The sequence below is a fragment of the Bradyrhizobium sp. i1.15.2 genome, from assembly GCF_040548425.1.
Taxonomy (GTDB): Bacteria; Pseudomonadota; Alphaproteobacteria; order Rhizobiales; family Xanthobacteraceae; genus Bradyrhizobium; species Bradyrhizobium canariense.
This window is the reverse complement of the sequence record NZ_JBEPRQ010000001.1, coordinates 598,734-615,092: the sequence shown is the minus strand read 5'-3', so window position 1 is coordinate 615,092 and position 16,359 is coordinate 598,734. Positions and strand designations below refer to the sequence as shown.

General features: G+C 64.5%; 13 protein-coding genes. 8 read left to right on the top strand and 5 right to left on the bottom strand.

Annotation, left to right across the window (positions count from 1 at the left end; genetic code table 11):
- The first annotated feature begins 13 nt into the window (after nt 1–13).
- Nucleotides 14–1,537: a glycosyltransferase family 2 protein gene (locus ABIB80_RS02925; RefSeq protein ID WP_219679679.1), complete on the top strand. Its 1,524-nt coding sequence runs from the start codon at nt 14–16 to the stop codon at nt 1,535–1,537.
- Nucleotides 1,538–1,620: 83 nt separating this feature from the next.
- On the opposite strand, the gene ABIB80_RS02920 is transcribed toward ABIB80_RS02925, so the two are convergent.
- Nucleotides 1,621–3,171, bottom strand: coding sequence for an acyl-CoA synthetase (locus tag ABIB80_RS02920; RefSeq protein ID WP_354127069.1), 1,551 nt, complete (start codon nt 3,169–3,171; stop codon nt 1,621–1,623).
- A gap of 265 nt (nt 3,172–3,436) precedes the next feature.
- On the opposite strand from ABIB80_RS02920, the gene ABIB80_RS02915 reads away from it, so the two are divergent.
- The 7 genes from ABIB80_RS02915 (at nt 3,437) to ABIB80_RS02885 (ending at nt 12,378) form a co-directional block, all read left to right on the top strand.
- Nucleotides 3,437–4,573 (top strand): acyl-CoA dehydrogenase family protein, encoded by a 1,137-nt coding sequence (locus ABIB80_RS02915; RefSeq protein WP_354127068.1) that lies wholly within the window; start codon nt 3,437–3,439, stop codon nt 4,571–4,573.
- A gap of 123 nt (nt 4,574–4,696) precedes the next feature.
- A complete protein-coding gene (locus tag ABIB80_RS02910) occupies nt 4,697–5,860 on the top strand; it encodes an acyl-CoA dehydrogenase family protein (protein ID WP_354127067.1) in 1,164 nt (387 codons plus the stop codon).
- The gene (locus tag ABIB80_RS02905; RefSeq protein ID WP_354127066.1) at nt 5,860–6,516 is read left to right on the top strand and encodes a glutathione S-transferase family protein; all 657 of its coding nucleotides are present in this window, start codon (nt 5,860–5,862) and stop codon (nt 6,514–6,516) included. Before ABIB80_RS02910 ends, ABIB80_RS02905 begins: the two co-directional genes overlap by 1 nt.
- Before the next feature lie 298 nt (nt 6,517–6,814).
- Nucleotides 6,815–7,615: a helix-turn-helix domain-containing protein gene (locus ABIB80_RS02900; protein WP_007598047.1), complete on the top strand. Its 801-nt coding sequence runs from the start codon at nt 6,815–6,817 to the stop codon at nt 7,613–7,615.
- A 193-nt stretch (nt 7,616–7,808) separates the two neighbouring features.
- On the top strand, nt 7,809–8,675 hold the full coding sequence (locus tag ABIB80_RS02895) for a beta-keto acid cleavage family enzyme (protein WP_219679653.1): 867 nt from the start codon (nt 7,809–7,811) through the stop codon (nt 8,673–8,675).
- A 113-nt stretch (nt 8,676–8,788) separates the two neighbouring features.
- Nucleotides 8,789–10,405, top strand: coding sequence for an acyl-CoA carboxylase subunit beta (locus tag ABIB80_RS02890; RefSeq protein ID WP_219679651.1), 1,617 nt, complete (start codon nt 8,789–8,791; stop codon nt 10,403–10,405).
- Nucleotides 10,402–12,378 carry an acetyl/propionyl/methylcrotonyl-CoA carboxylase subunit alpha gene (locus ABIB80_RS02885; RefSeq protein ID WP_354127065.1) on the top strand — a complete coding sequence of 659 codons (1,977 nt, stop codon included), beginning with the start codon at nt 10,402–10,404 and terminating at the stop codon, nt 12,376–12,378. Before ABIB80_RS02890 ends, ABIB80_RS02885 begins: the two co-directional genes overlap by 4 nt.
- A gap of 105 nt (nt 12,379–12,483) precedes the next feature.
- Here the strand turns inward: ABIB80_RS02885 and ABIB80_RS02880 are convergent, their stop codons facing one another.
- Genes ABIB80_RS02880 through ABIB80_RS02865 form a run of 4 tightly spaced genes read right to left on the bottom strand, consistent with a single transcriptional unit; the run spans nt 12,484 to nt 16,333 of the window.
- Nucleotides 12,484–13,479: an ABC transporter ATP-binding protein gene (locus ABIB80_RS02880; protein WP_354127064.1), complete on the bottom strand. Its 996-nt coding sequence runs from the start codon at nt 13,477–13,479 to the stop codon at nt 12,484–12,486.
- On the bottom strand, nt 13,476–14,483 hold the full coding sequence (locus tag ABIB80_RS02875) for an ABC transporter ATP-binding protein (protein WP_354127063.1): 1,008 nt from the start codon (nt 14,481–14,483) through the stop codon (nt 13,476–13,478). Before ABIB80_RS02875 ends, ABIB80_RS02880 begins: the two co-directional genes overlap by 4 nt.
- Nucleotides 14,483–15,376: an ABC transporter permease gene (locus ABIB80_RS02870; protein ID WP_354127062.1), complete on the bottom strand. Its 894-nt coding sequence runs from the start codon at nt 15,374–15,376 to the stop codon at nt 14,483–14,485. The genes ABIB80_RS02875 and ABIB80_RS02870 overlap by 1 nt, the downstream gene beginning before the upstream one ends.
- A 9-nt stretch (nt 15,377–15,385) precedes the next feature.
- Nucleotides 15,386–16,333, bottom strand: a complete 948-nt coding sequence (locus ABIB80_RS02865; RefSeq protein WP_354127061.1) for an ABC transporter permease — start codon at nt 16,331–16,333, stop codon at nt 15,386–15,388.
- Nucleotides 16,334–16,359: the final 26 nt, after the last annotated feature.

The window sequence follows — 16,359 nt, the reverse complement described above, 5'->3', positions numbered from 1 at the left end:
TCTATAAGGGGACATGCAGGACGCGCCCGCACTCGATGACGGCGAATCTCCGCTGTTCTCAATCATTATCCCGCTCGAATCTCACCGCGGGCAGTGGGAGATGTCCTGGCTCGGCTGGACGTCGCAGACTGCCGACAAATCGCTCTACGAGATCATTTTGGTCGTGCCACCGGATTTCACGGCACGCGAGCAGTTGAAGACGCTGGCCGGCAACAGGGCTCGACTCGAATTCACCGATTCCGAACACGACATCGGGCTCTGCGCATTTGGCGCGACGAAGGCGCGCGGCAGCTATCTGTTCTTCACGGAATCGCACTGCCGGCCCGAACCCGACGTGATCGAACTCTGCATTCGCGCGATCGATGCTCATCCCGACTGGGCCGGCTTTTCCTGCCGTTCGATCCCGATCTGCCATAACCGGTTATCCGTGGCAGAGGCCGCCATGTACAAGGCCGACATCGAGTTCGGTATGAAGCAGCATCCCTGGCGCAAGGTGCTGGATCAGTGTTTCGTGACGCGGCGAGACGTCTACTGGGAATGCGGCGGCCTGCGCGAAGAGCTCGGTCATTTCGCCGAATGGGTGCTTGCCGCCGCCTATCACGCGAGAGGCCATTCCATCGGCTATCTCGAGGAGGCGCGCTTCCATCACTACTATGTCGGCGAGATCGACGAGCTGAAGCAATTCACGCTCGACTTCGTGCAAGGCGAGATTCGCTATCTGAGCGAGGCCCGCAACGATCCCGGCAGCGAGCTGCTCGACGTTCCGATCGAGTGGAGCTCGCGGAGTGAGGCCGGCACGTCGCTCGCCCGCAATGCACTGAACGCGCTCCTGCGCTACAGCCTCGCTGGCGGCGGCCGAGGACGGTCCGGCGAGAAATTGCTGGCGTTATGGCGTTGGGCCGTGCCGGCGCTGCTCGGCGATCTCGGCGCGCGCGCTTTCGCGCGGCTGGGGGCATGGCACGCGCGGGCCGTGCTGGTCGTTCTGACGGCCGCCGGATCGAGCGAGGCGATCGCGCGATGGATGCGGCGATACATCGCTGCGCTGATCCGGCATCAGAGACTCGATTGCATTCATCGTCTCGGGCGAGATGCGCGGTCTGTCGGCGGCTTTCTTGGTGGCCACGTTATCGCGCAGATCGGATTCCATGCCGAGGAGTTCTCCGCCGGTTACACTTTCCGCTGGAGCGAACCGGAGGCTGCCGTGCGCATCAAGGGGATGCCTGGCCGCACCATCCTTCGCGTTCGAAGCCCCGCGCTTCGCGCGCCGCTGGATACGATCGACACGCGATTCTATATCGACGGCACGCCCGTCGCCCCCGAAGCGGTCGTGACCGGTTATGACGGCTACACGCTGAGACTCGATCTGCCGCCGTCAGGCATCGCCACCCTCGCCTGGGCATGCCCTGTGTTCAGGGGCGTCGGCGATTCTCGTCGTCTCGGTCTGGCCGTCGCGGGCGTCGACGTCGGCCACGACATGATCGAGGTCGAAAGCGCGGGCCCCCCCGCGCTCACCGAAGAGAATAGCGGCCCTTCATGAAAATTCGTTAAAATTCCTTGGGGTTTCTTCTGGGTTGGAACACGCACGTCAAAAAGAAAAGCGCCCGCGAGAGAGCGCTTTCATCAGGCGTTGGCGGCTTTCTTGTCGACTTCGGAAGTGACCGAGAATTCCTTGCGCAAGGTCGGCTTGTGGATCTTGCCGGTGGCGTTGCGAGGTAACGCGTCGACGAAGCGGACCTGGCGTGGACATTTGAACCGCGCGAGATTCGCCGCGCAGTGTGCGAAGACATCGGCCTCGGTCAACCGCTGGCCGGGCTTGGCCGCGACGATGGCGAGGCCGACCTCGCCCCATTGCACATCGGGAATGCCGATCACGGCGGCTTCCGCGATGGCGTTGAGTTGGTGCAGGACGTTCTCCACTTCGGCCGGATAGACGTTCTCGCCCCCGGAGATGTACATGTCCTTCCAGCGGTCGACGATGTAGTAAAAGCCTTCCTCGTCGACGCGTGTCGCGTCTCCCGTGTGCAGCCAACCGTCGGTGAACGACGTTTTGTTCGCCTCCGGCCTGTTCCAGTAGCCGGGCGTGATGTTCGGTCCCTTGACCCAGAGTTCGCCGAGCTCGCCGACATCGGCGTCGCTGCCATCAGGACGTACGATGCGCACTTCCGTGTGCAGCACCGGCTTGCCGGCGGAGCCGGCTTTCCGTGCCGCATCCTCGCGGTCGAGCACCAGCACGGCCGGCGAGGTCTCGGTCATGCCGTAGCCCTGCTGGAGCGCGACGCCGCGCGCCTCCCACACCTTGAGCAGCGGCACCGGCATCGGAGCGCCGCCGACACCGCCGACGATCAGCCTGCCGAGGTGGGTGGTTGCGAAGGCCGGATGCTGGGCCATGAATTGGTAGATCGCGGGCACGCCGAAGAACACGTTGATGCCCTGCGCGGGATCATTGATCAGGCCAAGCGCCGTGCCGGGATCGAAGGCGCGCATGATCATCACGGTGCCGCCCGCATGCAGCACCGGATTGGTGTAGCAATTCAGGCCGCCGGTGTGGAACAGCGGCAGCACGGTGAGCAGCACCGAGGACGGCCCGATGCAGGCGGGGCCGCCGAGATTGACGCAATTCCAGAAGGTCATGCCATGGGTGATGGTGGCGCCCTTGGGATGACCCGTCGTGCCGGAGGTGTACATGATGGTCGAGACGTCATCGAGGGTCACTTCCTCGATTTTCTCGAGTGGCTTTGCGGCGGCGATGCCGGCCTCGTAAGTCCCGCCGGGGCCAAGCAGCAGGCTCGTCTCAATGCCGCAGAGCCTTGCCACGGCAAGCGCCGTTTCGGCGAGATCGGTGTCGTGGATCATCACCTTCGGGGCGCAATCTGCGGTGATGAACTGGAGTTCGGGAACGGTGAGCCGGGTGTTCAGTGGCACGAAGATCGCACCTAATCGCCCGCAGGCGAATTGCACCTCCAGCGTATCGGTCGTGTTCAGCGCCAGCACCGCGACCCGCTCGCCGCGCGAGACTTTCAGTGTATTGCGCAGGAATGAAGCGAGACGAGAGATGCGCGCGTCGAGCTGCGCATAGCTGAAGCGGCGCTCGCTCGCGAGGTCGATCACCGCAATCTTGTTCGGCGTGCGGCGGCCATGGTGGGCGATCCAGTCGTAGTAACGAACGGCCAAGAATTCCTCCCTCGGCGGTTTGGTGCCGCCCGCGTCCCTATTGCCATGCACCATGCCCGGCATGGCCCTGGGGCCAGCCGGAGTTTGTGCACCACGCCTTTTTTTGATCCGGAGTTGGCGCGCGAGCGGTGAAAATCGTCTTGCGTTGAGTTGCTAGAGCGGGCGCTGCTCGGAAGCGGCCGCCGGCCAGCCACTCCGCGCAAGTGAGCCGCCAAGGTTCCGGCCATGGTGGACGAGACGAATCCGCCAGCGAGGCGAGAGTGCGATGATGAGCCCGTTCTATACCGCCGAGCATGACGCCTTTCGCGAGGTGATGCGCCGCTTTGTCGACAAGGAGATTGCGCCCTTCGCCCACGAGTGGGACGAGGCCGGCGAATTCCCGCGCGCGCTCTATCGCAAGGCGGCCGAGATCGGGCTCTTGGGGCTCGGTTTTCCCGAGGAATATGGTGGGATCGCCGCCGACCAGTTCATGAAGATCGTCGCCAGCCAGGAGCTGGCGCGGGCTGGCGCCGGCGGCATCAGCGCCAGCTTGATGAGCCATACCATCGGTTCGCCGCCGGTCGCGAGGGCTGCGCGCCCCGAGGTCAAGGCGCGCGTGCTGCCTCAGGTGCTCGCGGGTGAGAAAATCTCTGCCCTCGCGATCACCGAGCCGGGCGGCGGCTCTGATGTTGCGGGCCTCCGGACCAAGGCGCGGCGCGACGGCGATCACTACGTCGTGAGCGGCGAGAAAACCTTCATCACCTCGGGTATGCGTGCCGACTATCTGACCGTTGCGGTGCGCACCGGCGGCGAGGGCGCCGGCGGCGTCAGCCTGCTCCTGATCGAGGGGGATACGCCCGGCCTGTCGCGGACAAAGCTGAAGAAGATGGGTTGGTGGGCCTCTGACACCGCGACGCTGCATTTCGACGAGTGCCGCGTACCGGCGGAAAACCTGATCGGCGAGGAAGGCCATGGCTTCAAGATCATCATGCGGAATTTCAACAGCGAGCGCATGGGCATGGCGGCGGGCTGCACCGCGTTCGCGCGCGTCTGCCTCGACGAGGCGATCGCCTACGCCAAGGAGCGCAAGACCTTTGGCAAGCCGCTCGCGCAGCACCAGGTGATCCGCCACAAGATCGTCGACATGGCGCAGAAGGTCGCCGCTTCGCAAGCGATGCTTGAGATGCTGGCCTGGCGGCTGGAGCAGGGCGACAGCCCGGTCGCCGAAATCTGCATGATGAAGAACCAGGCGACCCAGACCATGGCATTCTGCGCCTCGGAGGCCGTGCAGATTTTTGGCGGCGCAGGCTTCATGCGCGGCATCAAGGCGGAGCGCATCTATCGTGAGGTCAAGGTCAACGCGATCGGCGGCGGCACCGAAGAGATCATGAAGGATCTGGCGTCGCGGCAGATGGGGTTGTGAAGGACGCCGTCTTTCCGGGGCGGCGCGTAGCGTCGAACCCGGAATCCATCGAGCCGCAGATGTCGCAGAAGAATGGATTCCGGGTTCGCGCTTCGCGCGTCCCGGAATGACAAAGGGAAAGAAATGCTGTTCACCGCCGACCACGACGAGATCCGCCGTTCCTTGCAAAAATTCATCGCCAACGAGATCAATCCTCATGTCGATGAATGGGAAAAAGCCGACATCTTCCCGGCGCACGCGCTGTTCAGGGAGATGGGCAGCCTCGGCTTTCTCGGGCTGAACAAGCCGGTCGAATTCGGCGGCTCCGGCCTCGACTATTCCTATGCGCTGATGATGGCGGAAGAACTCGGCGCCATCAATTGCGGCGGCGTGCCGATGGCCATCGGAGTGCAGACCGACATGGCGACGCCGGCGCTGGCGCGGTTCGGCTCCGATGAAGTGCGGCGCGAGTTTCTCAGCCCCTCGATCTCAGGCGATTACGTCGCCTGTATCGGCGTCTCCGAGCCCGGCGCAGGCTCCGATGTCGCATCGATCAAGACCAATGCGCGCGGGGACGGCGACGATTATGTCATCGATGGCGGCAAGATGTGGATTACCAACGGCACCCAGGCCGACTGGATCTGCCTGCTCGCCAATACCGGCGACGGACCCGTTCACCGCAACAAGTCGCTGATCTGCGTGCCCATGAAGACCAAGGGCGTCACCGTCGCGCGCAAGCTCGACAAGTTGGGCATGCGCTCCTCCGACACTGCGCAGATCTTCTTCGACAACGTCCGCGTGCCCAAGCGCAACCGGATCGGCGAGGAGGGCAAGGGCTTTACCTACCAGATGATCCAATTCCAGGAGGAGCGGCTCTGGGGTGCGGCGGCCTGCCTGAAGGCGCACGAATACATCATCAACGAGACCATCGAATACACCCGCAATCGCAAGGCCTTCGGGAAGTCGATCCTCGACAACCAGGTGGTCCACTTCAAGCTCGCGGAGATGCAGACCGAGGTCGAGCTGCTGCGCGCGCTGATCTACCGTGCCGGCGAGGCGTTGGTGGCGGGCGAGGATGTCACGAAACTGGCGACCATGGCCAAGCTGAAGGCCGGCCGGCTCGGGCGCGAGCTCACCGACGCCTGCTTGCAATATTGGGGCGGAATGGGCTTTACCAACGAGACGCCGGTCAGTCGCGCCTATCGCGACAGTCGCCTGACATCGATCGGCGGTGGCGCCGACGAGGTCATGCTGATGGTCCTGTGCAAGACGATGGGCACGTTGCCCGGGAGTAAAGGTAACGCCTGATGATCACGCTCTATCATTGCGACGCCGCGCGCTCGTTCCGTCCGCTCTGGATGCTGGAGGAGATGGGGCTGCCCTATGAATTGAAGATGCTGCCGTTCCCGCCGCGGGTCTTCGCCAAGGAATACCTCGCGCTCAATCCGCTGGGCACGATTCCCTTCATGGTCGATGGCGAGACGAAAATGACCGAGTCCTCCGGCATCTGCCACTATCTCGGCACCAGGCATGGACCGACGCCACTGATGGTCAGACCCGAAGATCCCGCCTATGGCGCGTTCCTGAACTGGATGTATTTCAGCGACGCCACGTTAACCTTCCCGCAGACGCTGGTGCTCCGATACACCCAGCTCGAGCCGGAAGAGCGCCGCAATCCGCAGGTCGCCGGCGACTATGCCAAGTGGTTCTTGGGCCGCCTGCGCGCGGTCGAGGCAGCCACCGCAAATACCGAGGCCTTGTGCGCGGGCCGCTTCACTGCCGCCGACATCGTGATCGGCTACGCGCTCCGCCTCGCGGACAATATCGGGCTCGCCAAGGATTTTGGGCCAAATGTCGCAGCCTATTGGGCGCGCTTGCAGCAACGCGATGGCTTCAAGCGCGCGGTTGCTGCGGAGCAACAAGCCGGCGTCGAGCAGAACGTGGCAGCAAGAGTGAGGGCGTAATTATCGTCCTGGCGAAAGCCAGGACCCATTACCCCAAGGATTTGTTTGGCGACGAGTCGCGGTTGTCGCCCTGGCGCTGCAACTTCCCACTGGAGTAATGGGTCCTGGATCGGCGCTCCGGTCCGCTGCGCTTGTCCAGGACGACGATGTTGGCACGAGTTCCGGGTCGTCCACCACGCTCCCGGACTGCCGCTGTTTTGCGCTTCATGATAGCGCTATCCCGCCGTGACAGCGCCCAGATTTCCGCTAAGGTGACCTCCGTCCGCAGCGGCCAAAGAGCCGCGCGAGGAGGATCCCAATGGAAGATACCGGTCGCGAATCCGACCATTTGATGCTGATCACGCCGGAGCGGGTGTTCTATGCCGGCCTGCTCGGCCGCCCCCGCAAGCGAACGCCCGGCTGCTGTCATGTCTATGTCGCGGTCAAGGGCAGCCTGCATCTGACGATCGACGATGCCCTCGCCACCGGCGAGCTGTTCGTTACCTTGCCGAACCAGCGGCATTCCATTGCCAGTGACTACCGCACCGCGATCAGCGTGACGCTGGAGCCGGAGAGCATGCCCGATGGCGTGATCGAGATCCTGGCCGAGCGGCTCACCGGACCCGACAGGGCCGTCTATGCCCGCAAGATCCTCGCCGCCTACGCGCTGCTGCGCCAGCGTCGCTACGGCGACATCACCACCGCCGAATTCGACGAGATGTGTTTTGGCGAAGCGCTGCCGCGCCGCGTGCTCGATCCCCGTGTGACGCGCGCGGTCGCCCGGATCGGCCGCTTCACGGGTGAGCCCTTGACGGCGGACACTTGTGCGGCGGACGCCGGACTTTCCGCTTCGCGTTTCCTGCATCTGTTCAAGGAAGAGACCGGCATCTCGTTCCGCTCCTTCCGCGCCTGGAAGCGTGCGCGTCACCTGCTGCACTTCGCCAACCAGGACCTCAACCTCGCCCATCTCGCGCAGGACATCGGCTATCCCGATTCCACCCATTTCAGCCACTCGATCCGCCGCTTCTACGGCCTGAAGCCGCGCGCGATCTTCGTCGGCTCGCGGGATCTTGCGATTTATCGCAGCACCGAGACGGTGAGGCTGGCGGAGGCGAGTTGATCGCTTCGTATGGTGGATTAGCCGAAGGCGTAATCCACCAATTCTGCCTCCGAGGAAGCTTAAGAGGTGGGTTACGCCTTCGGCTAACCCACCCTACGGCATCTCGTTTTCCAGCTTCTCCGCGCAAGAAGCCGCATGCCGCCCATCACATGATCGCAAACGTTGAACTATCAACGTGCGAGACATTCAAGGCATGAGCGACAAGGCTGTCATCACCTGCGCGCTGAACGGCGTGCTCACCGACCCGAAGCAGCACAACGTGCCTGTCACGCCCGAGCAGATGGCGCGCGAGGCCAAGGCTGCGTTCGATGCCGGCGCGTCCATCATGCACATCCATCTGCGCCAGCAGGCACCGGACAAGGGGCATCTGCCGTCCTGGGAGGTCAGCGTCAGCAAGGAGATCCAGCAGGCGATCCGCGAAGCCTGCCCCGGCGTGATCATCAACCACACCTCGGGCGTCTCCGGGCCGAACTACAGCGGTGCCCTGGATTGCATCCGCGAGACCAGGCCGGAGATCGCCGCCTGCAATGCCGGGTCGCTGAACTATCTGAAGGTGAAGGCCGACAATAGCTGGGCCTGGCCGCCGATGATGTTCGACAATGCGGTCGAGAAGGTGAAGGATTACCTCGACGTCATGAACGCGGTCGGCACCATCCCCGAATTCGAATGTTTTGACGTCGGTATCGTCCGCTGTGTCGGCATGTACCGCCAGGTCGGCATGTACAAGGGCCCGCTCGAATATAATTTCGTGATGGGCGTCGCCTCCGGCATGCCGTCGGATCCCGATCTGTTGCCGATCCTGATCAAGCTGAAGCGTCCCGAAGGGCATTTTCAGGTCACCGCGATCGGCCGCGAAGAGATCTGGCCGCTGCACCAGCGCTGCGCCGAACTCGGCGGTCATCTGCGCACCGGTCTCGAAGATGCCTTCTATCTCGCCGACGGCAAGAAGGTGACGTCGAACGGCCAGCTGATCGAGGCCATCGCCGCCTGCGCCCGTCGTGCGGGCCGCGAGATCGCGAGCCCGGCGGAAGCGCGGAAGATTTTTGGGACGAATCGCTGAATGTAGCCCCAGCCGTCATTGCGAGCAAAGCGAAGCAATCCAGAATCTTTCTGTTGAGGCAGTCTGGATTGCTTCGTCGCTTCGCTCCTCGCAATGACGGGTAGGAAATAATCATGTCCATTCTCGAAAACACCATTTCCCCCGGCAGTGCCGCCTATCGCGCCAACCGCGACGGCATGCTCGGCCTGATCGACCGCATGCGCGCGCTGGAAGAGCGCACGCGTGCGGCGTCGGCCGCGGCGAAGGATCGCTTCCACAAGCGCGGCCAGCTGTTGCCGCGCGAGCGCGTCGCGCTGGTGCTCGATCCTGGCGCGCCCTTCATCGAGCTGTCCACGCTCGCCGGCTACATGTTCGACGTCTCAGATCCGGACAAAAGCGTGCCCGGCGGCGGCGTCATCGCCGGCATCGGCTTCGTCTCGGGCATCCGCTGCATGGTCAGCGCCAACGATTCCGGCATCGATGCCGGCGCGCTTCAACCTTACGGCCTGGACAAGACGCTGCGGGTGCAGGAGCTCGCGCTGGAGAACAAGCTGCCCTACGTCCAGCTGGTTGAGAGCGCAGGCGCCAATCTCCTGCGCTACCGCGTCGAAGACTTTGTCCGTGGCGGCAACATCTTTCGCAACCTCGCGCGGCTTTCGGCGGCCGGGCTGCCCGTCGTCACCGTGACGCATGGCTCTTCGACCGCCGGCGGCGCCTATCAGACCGGCCTGTCGGATTACATCGTCATGGTCCGTGGCCGCACCCGCGCCTTCCTCGCCGGGCCGCCGCTGCTAAAGGCCGCCACCGGCGAGATTGCGACCGAGGAGGAGCTTGGCGGCGCCGAGATGCACACGCAGGTTTCCGGTCTCGGCGATTATCTTGCCGAGGACGACCGCGACGCCCTGCGCATCGCGCGCGAGATCATGGCGGCGCTGGAATGGGAGCGGCCGGACAAGGGAGCCGCGCAATACAAGCCGCCGCGCTACGACCCGGACGAGCTGCTCGGCATCATGCCGATGGACCACAAGCGCTCCGTGGACATGAAGCAGGTCATCGCGCGCATCGTGGATGATTCCGACTTTACCGAGATGGCGCCGAACTACGGCCCGGCCACCGTCTGCGGCCATGCCCGCATCGAGGGCCAGGCGATCGGCATCGTCACCAACAACGGCCCGCTCGATCCGGCGGGTGCCAACAAGGCGACGCATTTCATCCAGGCCTGCTGCCAGACCCGCACGCCACTCCTCTATCTGAACAACACCACCGGCTACATGGTCGGCAAATCCTACGAAGAAGCCGGCATGATCAAGCACGGCTCCAAGATGATCCAGGCGGTGACGTCGGCGACGGTGCCGCAGATCACCATCTATTGCGGGGCTTCGTTCGGCGCCGGCAATTACGGCATGTGCGGGCGCGGCTTCCATCCGCGCTTCTGCTTCTCCTGGCCCAACGCCAAGACCGCCGTGATGGGCGGTGAGCAGGCCGCCGAGACCATGGCGATCGTCACCGAAGCCGCCGCAGCCCGCCGCGGCAAGCCGGTCGAAAAAGAAAAGCTCGATGCGATGAAGGCGCAGATCATCGGCGTGTTCGACGGCCAGATGGACGTGTTCTCGACCAGCGCGCGCGTGCTCGACGACGGCGTGATCGATCCGCGCGACACCCGCGCGGTGCTGTCGGAAGTGCTCGCCATCTGCCGCGAGGGCGACGCGCGCACACCCCAACGCATGCAGTTTTCGGTGGCTCGCCCATGAGGAACGGTTCAACGCAGCACCGGCCGTTCTTCAAGGTCCTGATCGCCAATCGCGGCGAGATCGCGCTGCGGGTGATGCGCAGCGCGCGGCGGCTCGGCCTCGGCGTCGTCGCGGCCTATTCGGATGCGGATAGCAATGCGCTTCATGTGCAACAGGCCGATCAGGCCGTACGCATTGGCGAGCCGCTGCCGGCGCAGTCCTATCTCAACATTCCCGCGATCGTTGCGGCCGCAAAGGCCAGCGGCGCGGATGCCGTTCATCCCGGCTATGGCTTCCTCGCCGAGAACGAGGAGTTTGCGCAGGCCTGCAAGGATGCCGGGCTCGTCTTCATCGGCCCCTCGCCGCAGGCGATCGAGGCGATGGGTAACAAGGCCGGTGCCAAGGAGATCATGAAAAAGGCCGGCGTCCCCGTCGTGCCCGGCTATCAGGGCGCAGACCAGGGCGACGAGGTGATGCTCGTGGAGGCCAAGAAGATCGGCTTCCCCGTGATGATCAAGGCGGTCGCCGGCGGCGGCGGGCGCGGGATGCGGCTCGTGGCGGATGCCAATTCGTTCCCCGACGCACTGCGGAGCGCGCGGTCCGAGGCGAAGGCGGCGTTTGGCGATCCGACGGTGATCCTCGAACGCGCCATCCAGAATCCCCGTCACATCGAAATTCAGGTGTTCGGCGACAGCCATGGCAATGCCATCCATCTTGGCGAGCGCGACTGCTCAGTGCAGCGGCGGCACCAGAAGCTGATCGAGGAGGCACCGTCGCCCGCAGTGACGCCGGAACTGCGCGGAAAGATGGGCGAGGTCGCGGTCGCCGCGGTGAAGGCGCTGCGCTACGAGGGCGCCGGCACGCTGGAGTTTCTGCTCGACGCGAGCGGCGAATTCTATTTCATGGAAATGAATACGCGCCTCCAGGTCGAGCATCCCGTGACCGAGGCGATCACCGGGCTCGATCTCGTCGAATTGCAGCTGCGCGTCGCGCGCGGCGAGCCGTTGTCGGTCAAGCAGCAAGACATTCACTTCACAGGCCACGCCATCGAGGTGCGGCTGTGCTCCGAGGATGCCGCGCATGATTTCATGCCGCAGTCCGGGCGCATGGCGCGCTGGCAGGTGCCTGACGGCATTCGCGTCGAGCACGCGCTGCAATCAGGCTCCGAGATTCCGCCGTTCTACGATTCCATGATCGCCAAGGTCATCGGCCATGGCGCGACACGCGAGGAGGCGAGGGCGCGCCTGATCGTCGGCCTGGAGCAGCTCACCGCTTTCGGCGTCACCACCAATCAGGTCTTCCTGATGGCATGCCTGCGTCATTCCGGCTTCGCCAAAGGCGAGGCGACCACGGCGTTCATTGGCGCGCACCGCGACGAGTTGCTGGCGCCGCGCGCGGACGCCGCATTCGATATCGCTTTGGCCGGCCTGCTGCTCTACGTCACGAACCCGCAGGCACCGGCGTGGCGCCGCGGACGGAGCCTCGCGGCAACGTTCCCGCTACCGGCGAAGATCGAGATCGCAGGCCATGGGTATGAGCTCGAACTCTGGCGCGAACGCGATGGCAGCTACATTGTTGGCAGCGACGGCCGGCAGGACAAGTTCGAGATCGACCAGCTCGATTTCGACGTGATCCGCTTCCGCCATGACGGCGTGACGGACAGCGCGAAATTCCTGCGCGACGGCGACCGGCTGTACGTCCAGCGCCGCGGGATCCCGGTCGCTGCCGCCGATCTCACGCTCGCCGCGCCAAAGGCGGCCGCAAGCAACGGCGGCGACGGCAAGGTCCGTGCCGCCATGAACGGCCGCGTCGTTGCCGTCCTGGTCAAGCCGGGCGACCGCGTCACCGCCGGTCAGCCGGTGCTCACGTTGGAAGCGATGAAGATGGAGCACGTCCACAAGGCCGGCATCGATGGCGTCGTCGCCGCGATCGACGTCGCCGAGGGCGAGCAGGTGACGACGGGGAAGATTGTCGCCGAGATCGGGGCTGGGTAGAGCGGCAAGTGTAGCTATCGTAGGGTGGGCAAAGGCGCGCAGCGCCGTGCCCACCATCGTGCGGCGATTGCGATTGAATGGTGGGCACGCTTCGCTTTGCCCACCCTACGGCGTCGCATTTGGTCGCCCCGTCCCTTCGTTGAGCAAGCACGCCACCCGGTGCCCGTCACCGGCATCCACCAACACCGGCCGCTCTATCCTGCATCGCTCCATCGCAAACCGGCAGCGGGTGTGAAACGCGCATCCCGGCGGCGGATTGACCGGGCTTGGCACGTCGCCGTCGACCAGCGGCACGAGCTTTTTGGCGAGGGGGTTGGCGACCGGCACCGAGGCGAGCAGGGCCTGTGTGTAGGGATGCCGCGGATTGCGGAACAGCTCGTCTTTGTCTGCAATCTCGACGATGCGACCGAGATACATCACGGCGACGCGGTGGCTGATATGGGCGACCACGGCGAGGTCGTGCGCGATGAAAAGATAGGAGAAACCGTGCTGCCGTTGCAGATCGATCAGGAGGTTGATCACCTGCGCCTGGATCGAGACGTCGAGCGCGGAGACCGGCTCGTCGCAGACGATCAGGCGGGGCCCGAGCGCCAGCGCGCGAGCGATGCAGATGCGCTGGCGCTGGCCGCCGGAGAATTGGTGCGGGAAGTTGCGCATCTGGTCGGGCCGCAAGCCAACCTGCTCGAACAGGTTTGCGGTACGCGCCTCCAGCGCTTTCCCGGTCGCGAGCCCGTGCACGAACAGCGGCTCGCCGACGATGTCGCCTGCGGTCATGCGCGGGTTGAGCGAGGCGAACGGATCCTGGAATACGATCTGCATCGAACGGCGGTGCGGCCGCAGCGCGGACTTGGAGAGATGGGTGATGTCTTCGCCCTCGAGCCGGATCTGGCCCGAGGTCGGTTCGACCAGCCGCAGCACGCTGCGCGCCACTGTCGACTTGCCGCAGCCGGATTCGCCGACGAGGCCCAGCGTCTCGCCCACCTCAACCGAAAACGAGACGCCGTCGACTGCATGCACTGTGCCGATTTGTCGGCGCAACACGCCGGCGCGCACCGGATAGTGCTTCTTGAGATCGGTGACTTCGAGCAGCACCTCGGTCATGCGACCTCCGCAATCTCGGCCGCGCGCCAGCAGGCGGCGAGATGGCCGCCGCCCCAATCGATGAGCGGCGGATATTCGGCTTCACAGCGCTTGATCGCGAGCTTGCAGCGCGGCGCGAAGGCGCAACCCTTTGGCAGCCGCACCAGCGACGGGACCGTGCCGGGAATTTCGTTCAGCCGCGCCGGCGCGGCGACGCCCGGCGCTGGCACCGTCGGGATCGATGCCATCAATCCGCGCGTGTAGGGATGCTTTGGCGCGGCGAACAGTGCCTCGACGCTCGCTTCCTCGACCTTCCGTCCCGCATACATCACGATGACGCGCTGTGCGGTCTGCGCGACGACACCAAGATCATGCGTGATCAGCACGAGGCCGGTGCCGAGCTCCTTCTGGAGTTCCAGGATCAGCGCCAGGATCTGCGCCTGGATGGTGACGTCGAGCGCGGTCGTCGGCTCGTCCGCGATCAGCAGCGCCGGCCGGCACGCCAGCGCCATGGCAATCATGGCGCGCTGGCGCATGCCGCCGGAGAGCTGGTGCGGATATTCCCGCGCGCGCCGCGCCGGCTCGGGGATGCGCACCAGGCGCAGCATCTCGACTGCGACATCCTGAGCCTCTCGCTTCGACATCTTCCGGTGCAGCCGCACGGCCTCGACGATCTGGTCGCCGATTCGCATCACCGGATTGAGCGAGGTCATCGGCTCCTGGAAGATCATCGAGATGCGGTTGCCTCGAACAGCCCGCATCTCTGCTTCGTCCAGCGTCAGAAGATCAGTGCCTTCAAGCATGACGGAGCCGCCGACGATGCGGCCGGGCGGATCCGGCACCAGCCGCATCAGCGATAGTGCAGTGACGCTCTTGCCACAGCCGGATTCCCCGACGATCGCCAGGGTTTCGCCGCGCATCACCGTGAAGGAGACATCGTCAACGGCCTGGAAGAGACCGGAGTTGGTGAAGAACACCGTCTTCAGGTTCTTCACCTCGAGCACGAGATCGGATTTATCAGCCATCAGCCGCGCTGCCGGGGATCGAGGATGTCGCGCAAGGCGTCGCCGAACAGATTGGCGCCGAACACCGCGAGACTGATGGCGATGCCCGGGAAGATCACCAGCCAGGGCGCCGTGCGGACATATTCGGCGGCGGATTCCGAGAGCATGCGGCCCCACGACGGGTAAGGCTCGGGAATGCCGAGGCCGAGGAAGGAGAGCGAGGCTTCGGTGAGGATGGTCGAGCCGAGCTGGGCGGTCGCAAGCACGATCAACGGCGCCAGCGTGTTCGGCAGCACGTGGCGGAGCGCAATGCGTACTTCGCTCATGCCGATCGACTTGGCGGCCTCGATGAATGGCAGCTCGCGCAGCGCCAGCGTGTTGGCACGGATGACGCGCGAGACGGTCGGGATCAGCGGAATGGCGATCGCAATGATGACGTTCGGCAAGGACGGCCCAAGCGCTGCGGTCATGATCAGGGCGAGCACCAGCAGCGGCAGCGCCTGGAGAACGTCGGACACACGCTGGAATACGAGATCGACCCAGCCGGAGAGATAGCCGGAGGTGAGGCCCACGATCACTCCGATCGAGCCACCGAGCGCCGTCGAACCGATGCCGACCGTGAGCGAGATCCGCGCGCCATGAATGATGCGGCTGAAGACATCGCGGCCGAAGGAGTCCGTGCCCATCCAGTGGGTCAGGCTTGGACGCGCCAGTGCCCGGGCGGCGTCGATCGTCAGCGGATCGTAACGCGCGATGAACTCGGCGAATATCGCGGTGAACACGAACAGGGTCATGATGACGAGCCCGGCCGCACCCAGCACATGCCGCTGCGCCAAAAACAGCACGCGGCGCCAGCCGACGGTCGCGTGCGCCCCGGCGCGCCTCAGTTCAACGTCATAGTCGATCGCAGCCAACAATCTCTCCTAATCCGTGTACCGGATACGCGGGTCGAACACGGCGTAGAGCATGTCGACGATGAAATTCGCGCTCACCACGACGATGGCAATCAGCATCACCAGGTTCTGCACGATCGGATAATCGCGCCAGCGTATAGCCTCGACCAGGAAGCGGGCGACGCCGGGGATGTTAAACACGGTCTCCGTCACGATAAGGCCACCGATCAGGAACGCTGCCTCGATGCCGATCACGGTGATGACGGGCAAAATCGCGTTCTTGAGCGCATGCTGATAGTTCACGGCGGCGTCCGATGCGCCCTTGGCACGCGCGGTGCGGATATAGTCCTGCCGCAACACCTCCAGCATCGAGGATCGCGTGATCCGCATGGTCAGTGCCGCGCTGCGGAAGCCGACGGCGGCGGCGGGTACGGCGTAGGTCGCGAAGGCTTCCAGCCATGTCGCCGGATTCGGGTTGAAGATCGGCATCTGGTTGAACATCGCCACCGAGGCGGTGAGGATGAGCAGGCCGAGCCAGAACGAAGGCAGCGACAATCCGCTCAGGCTCACCACACGCAACGCGTAATCGAGCCTCGTTCCCTGTTTCACCGCGCTGATCACGCCCAGGGGAATGCCGATCGACGCCGAGAACAACAGCGCCAGGCCGGCGAGCCGTGCGGTGATCGGAATCCGTGGCAGGATTTCCTGAAGCGCCGGCTTCTCCGAGACATAGGAGTAGCCGAAATCGCCGCGCAGAAAACCGCTGATCCAGTGCCAATATTGCACCACCAGTGGCTGGTCGATGCCGAGCTCTTTCTCCAGATTGGCCTTGTCGGCGGGATCGACATAGCCGGCCGCGGCAAACAGGATGTCGACGATATTCCCGGGAACGATACGCAGCAGGAAGAAGATGACGACCGAGATCCCGAACAGGGTCACGAGCATCAGAAACAGGCGCCGCACCAGATAGGCAAACATCCCGCGCCCTCCTGTCGAGCCGCTAG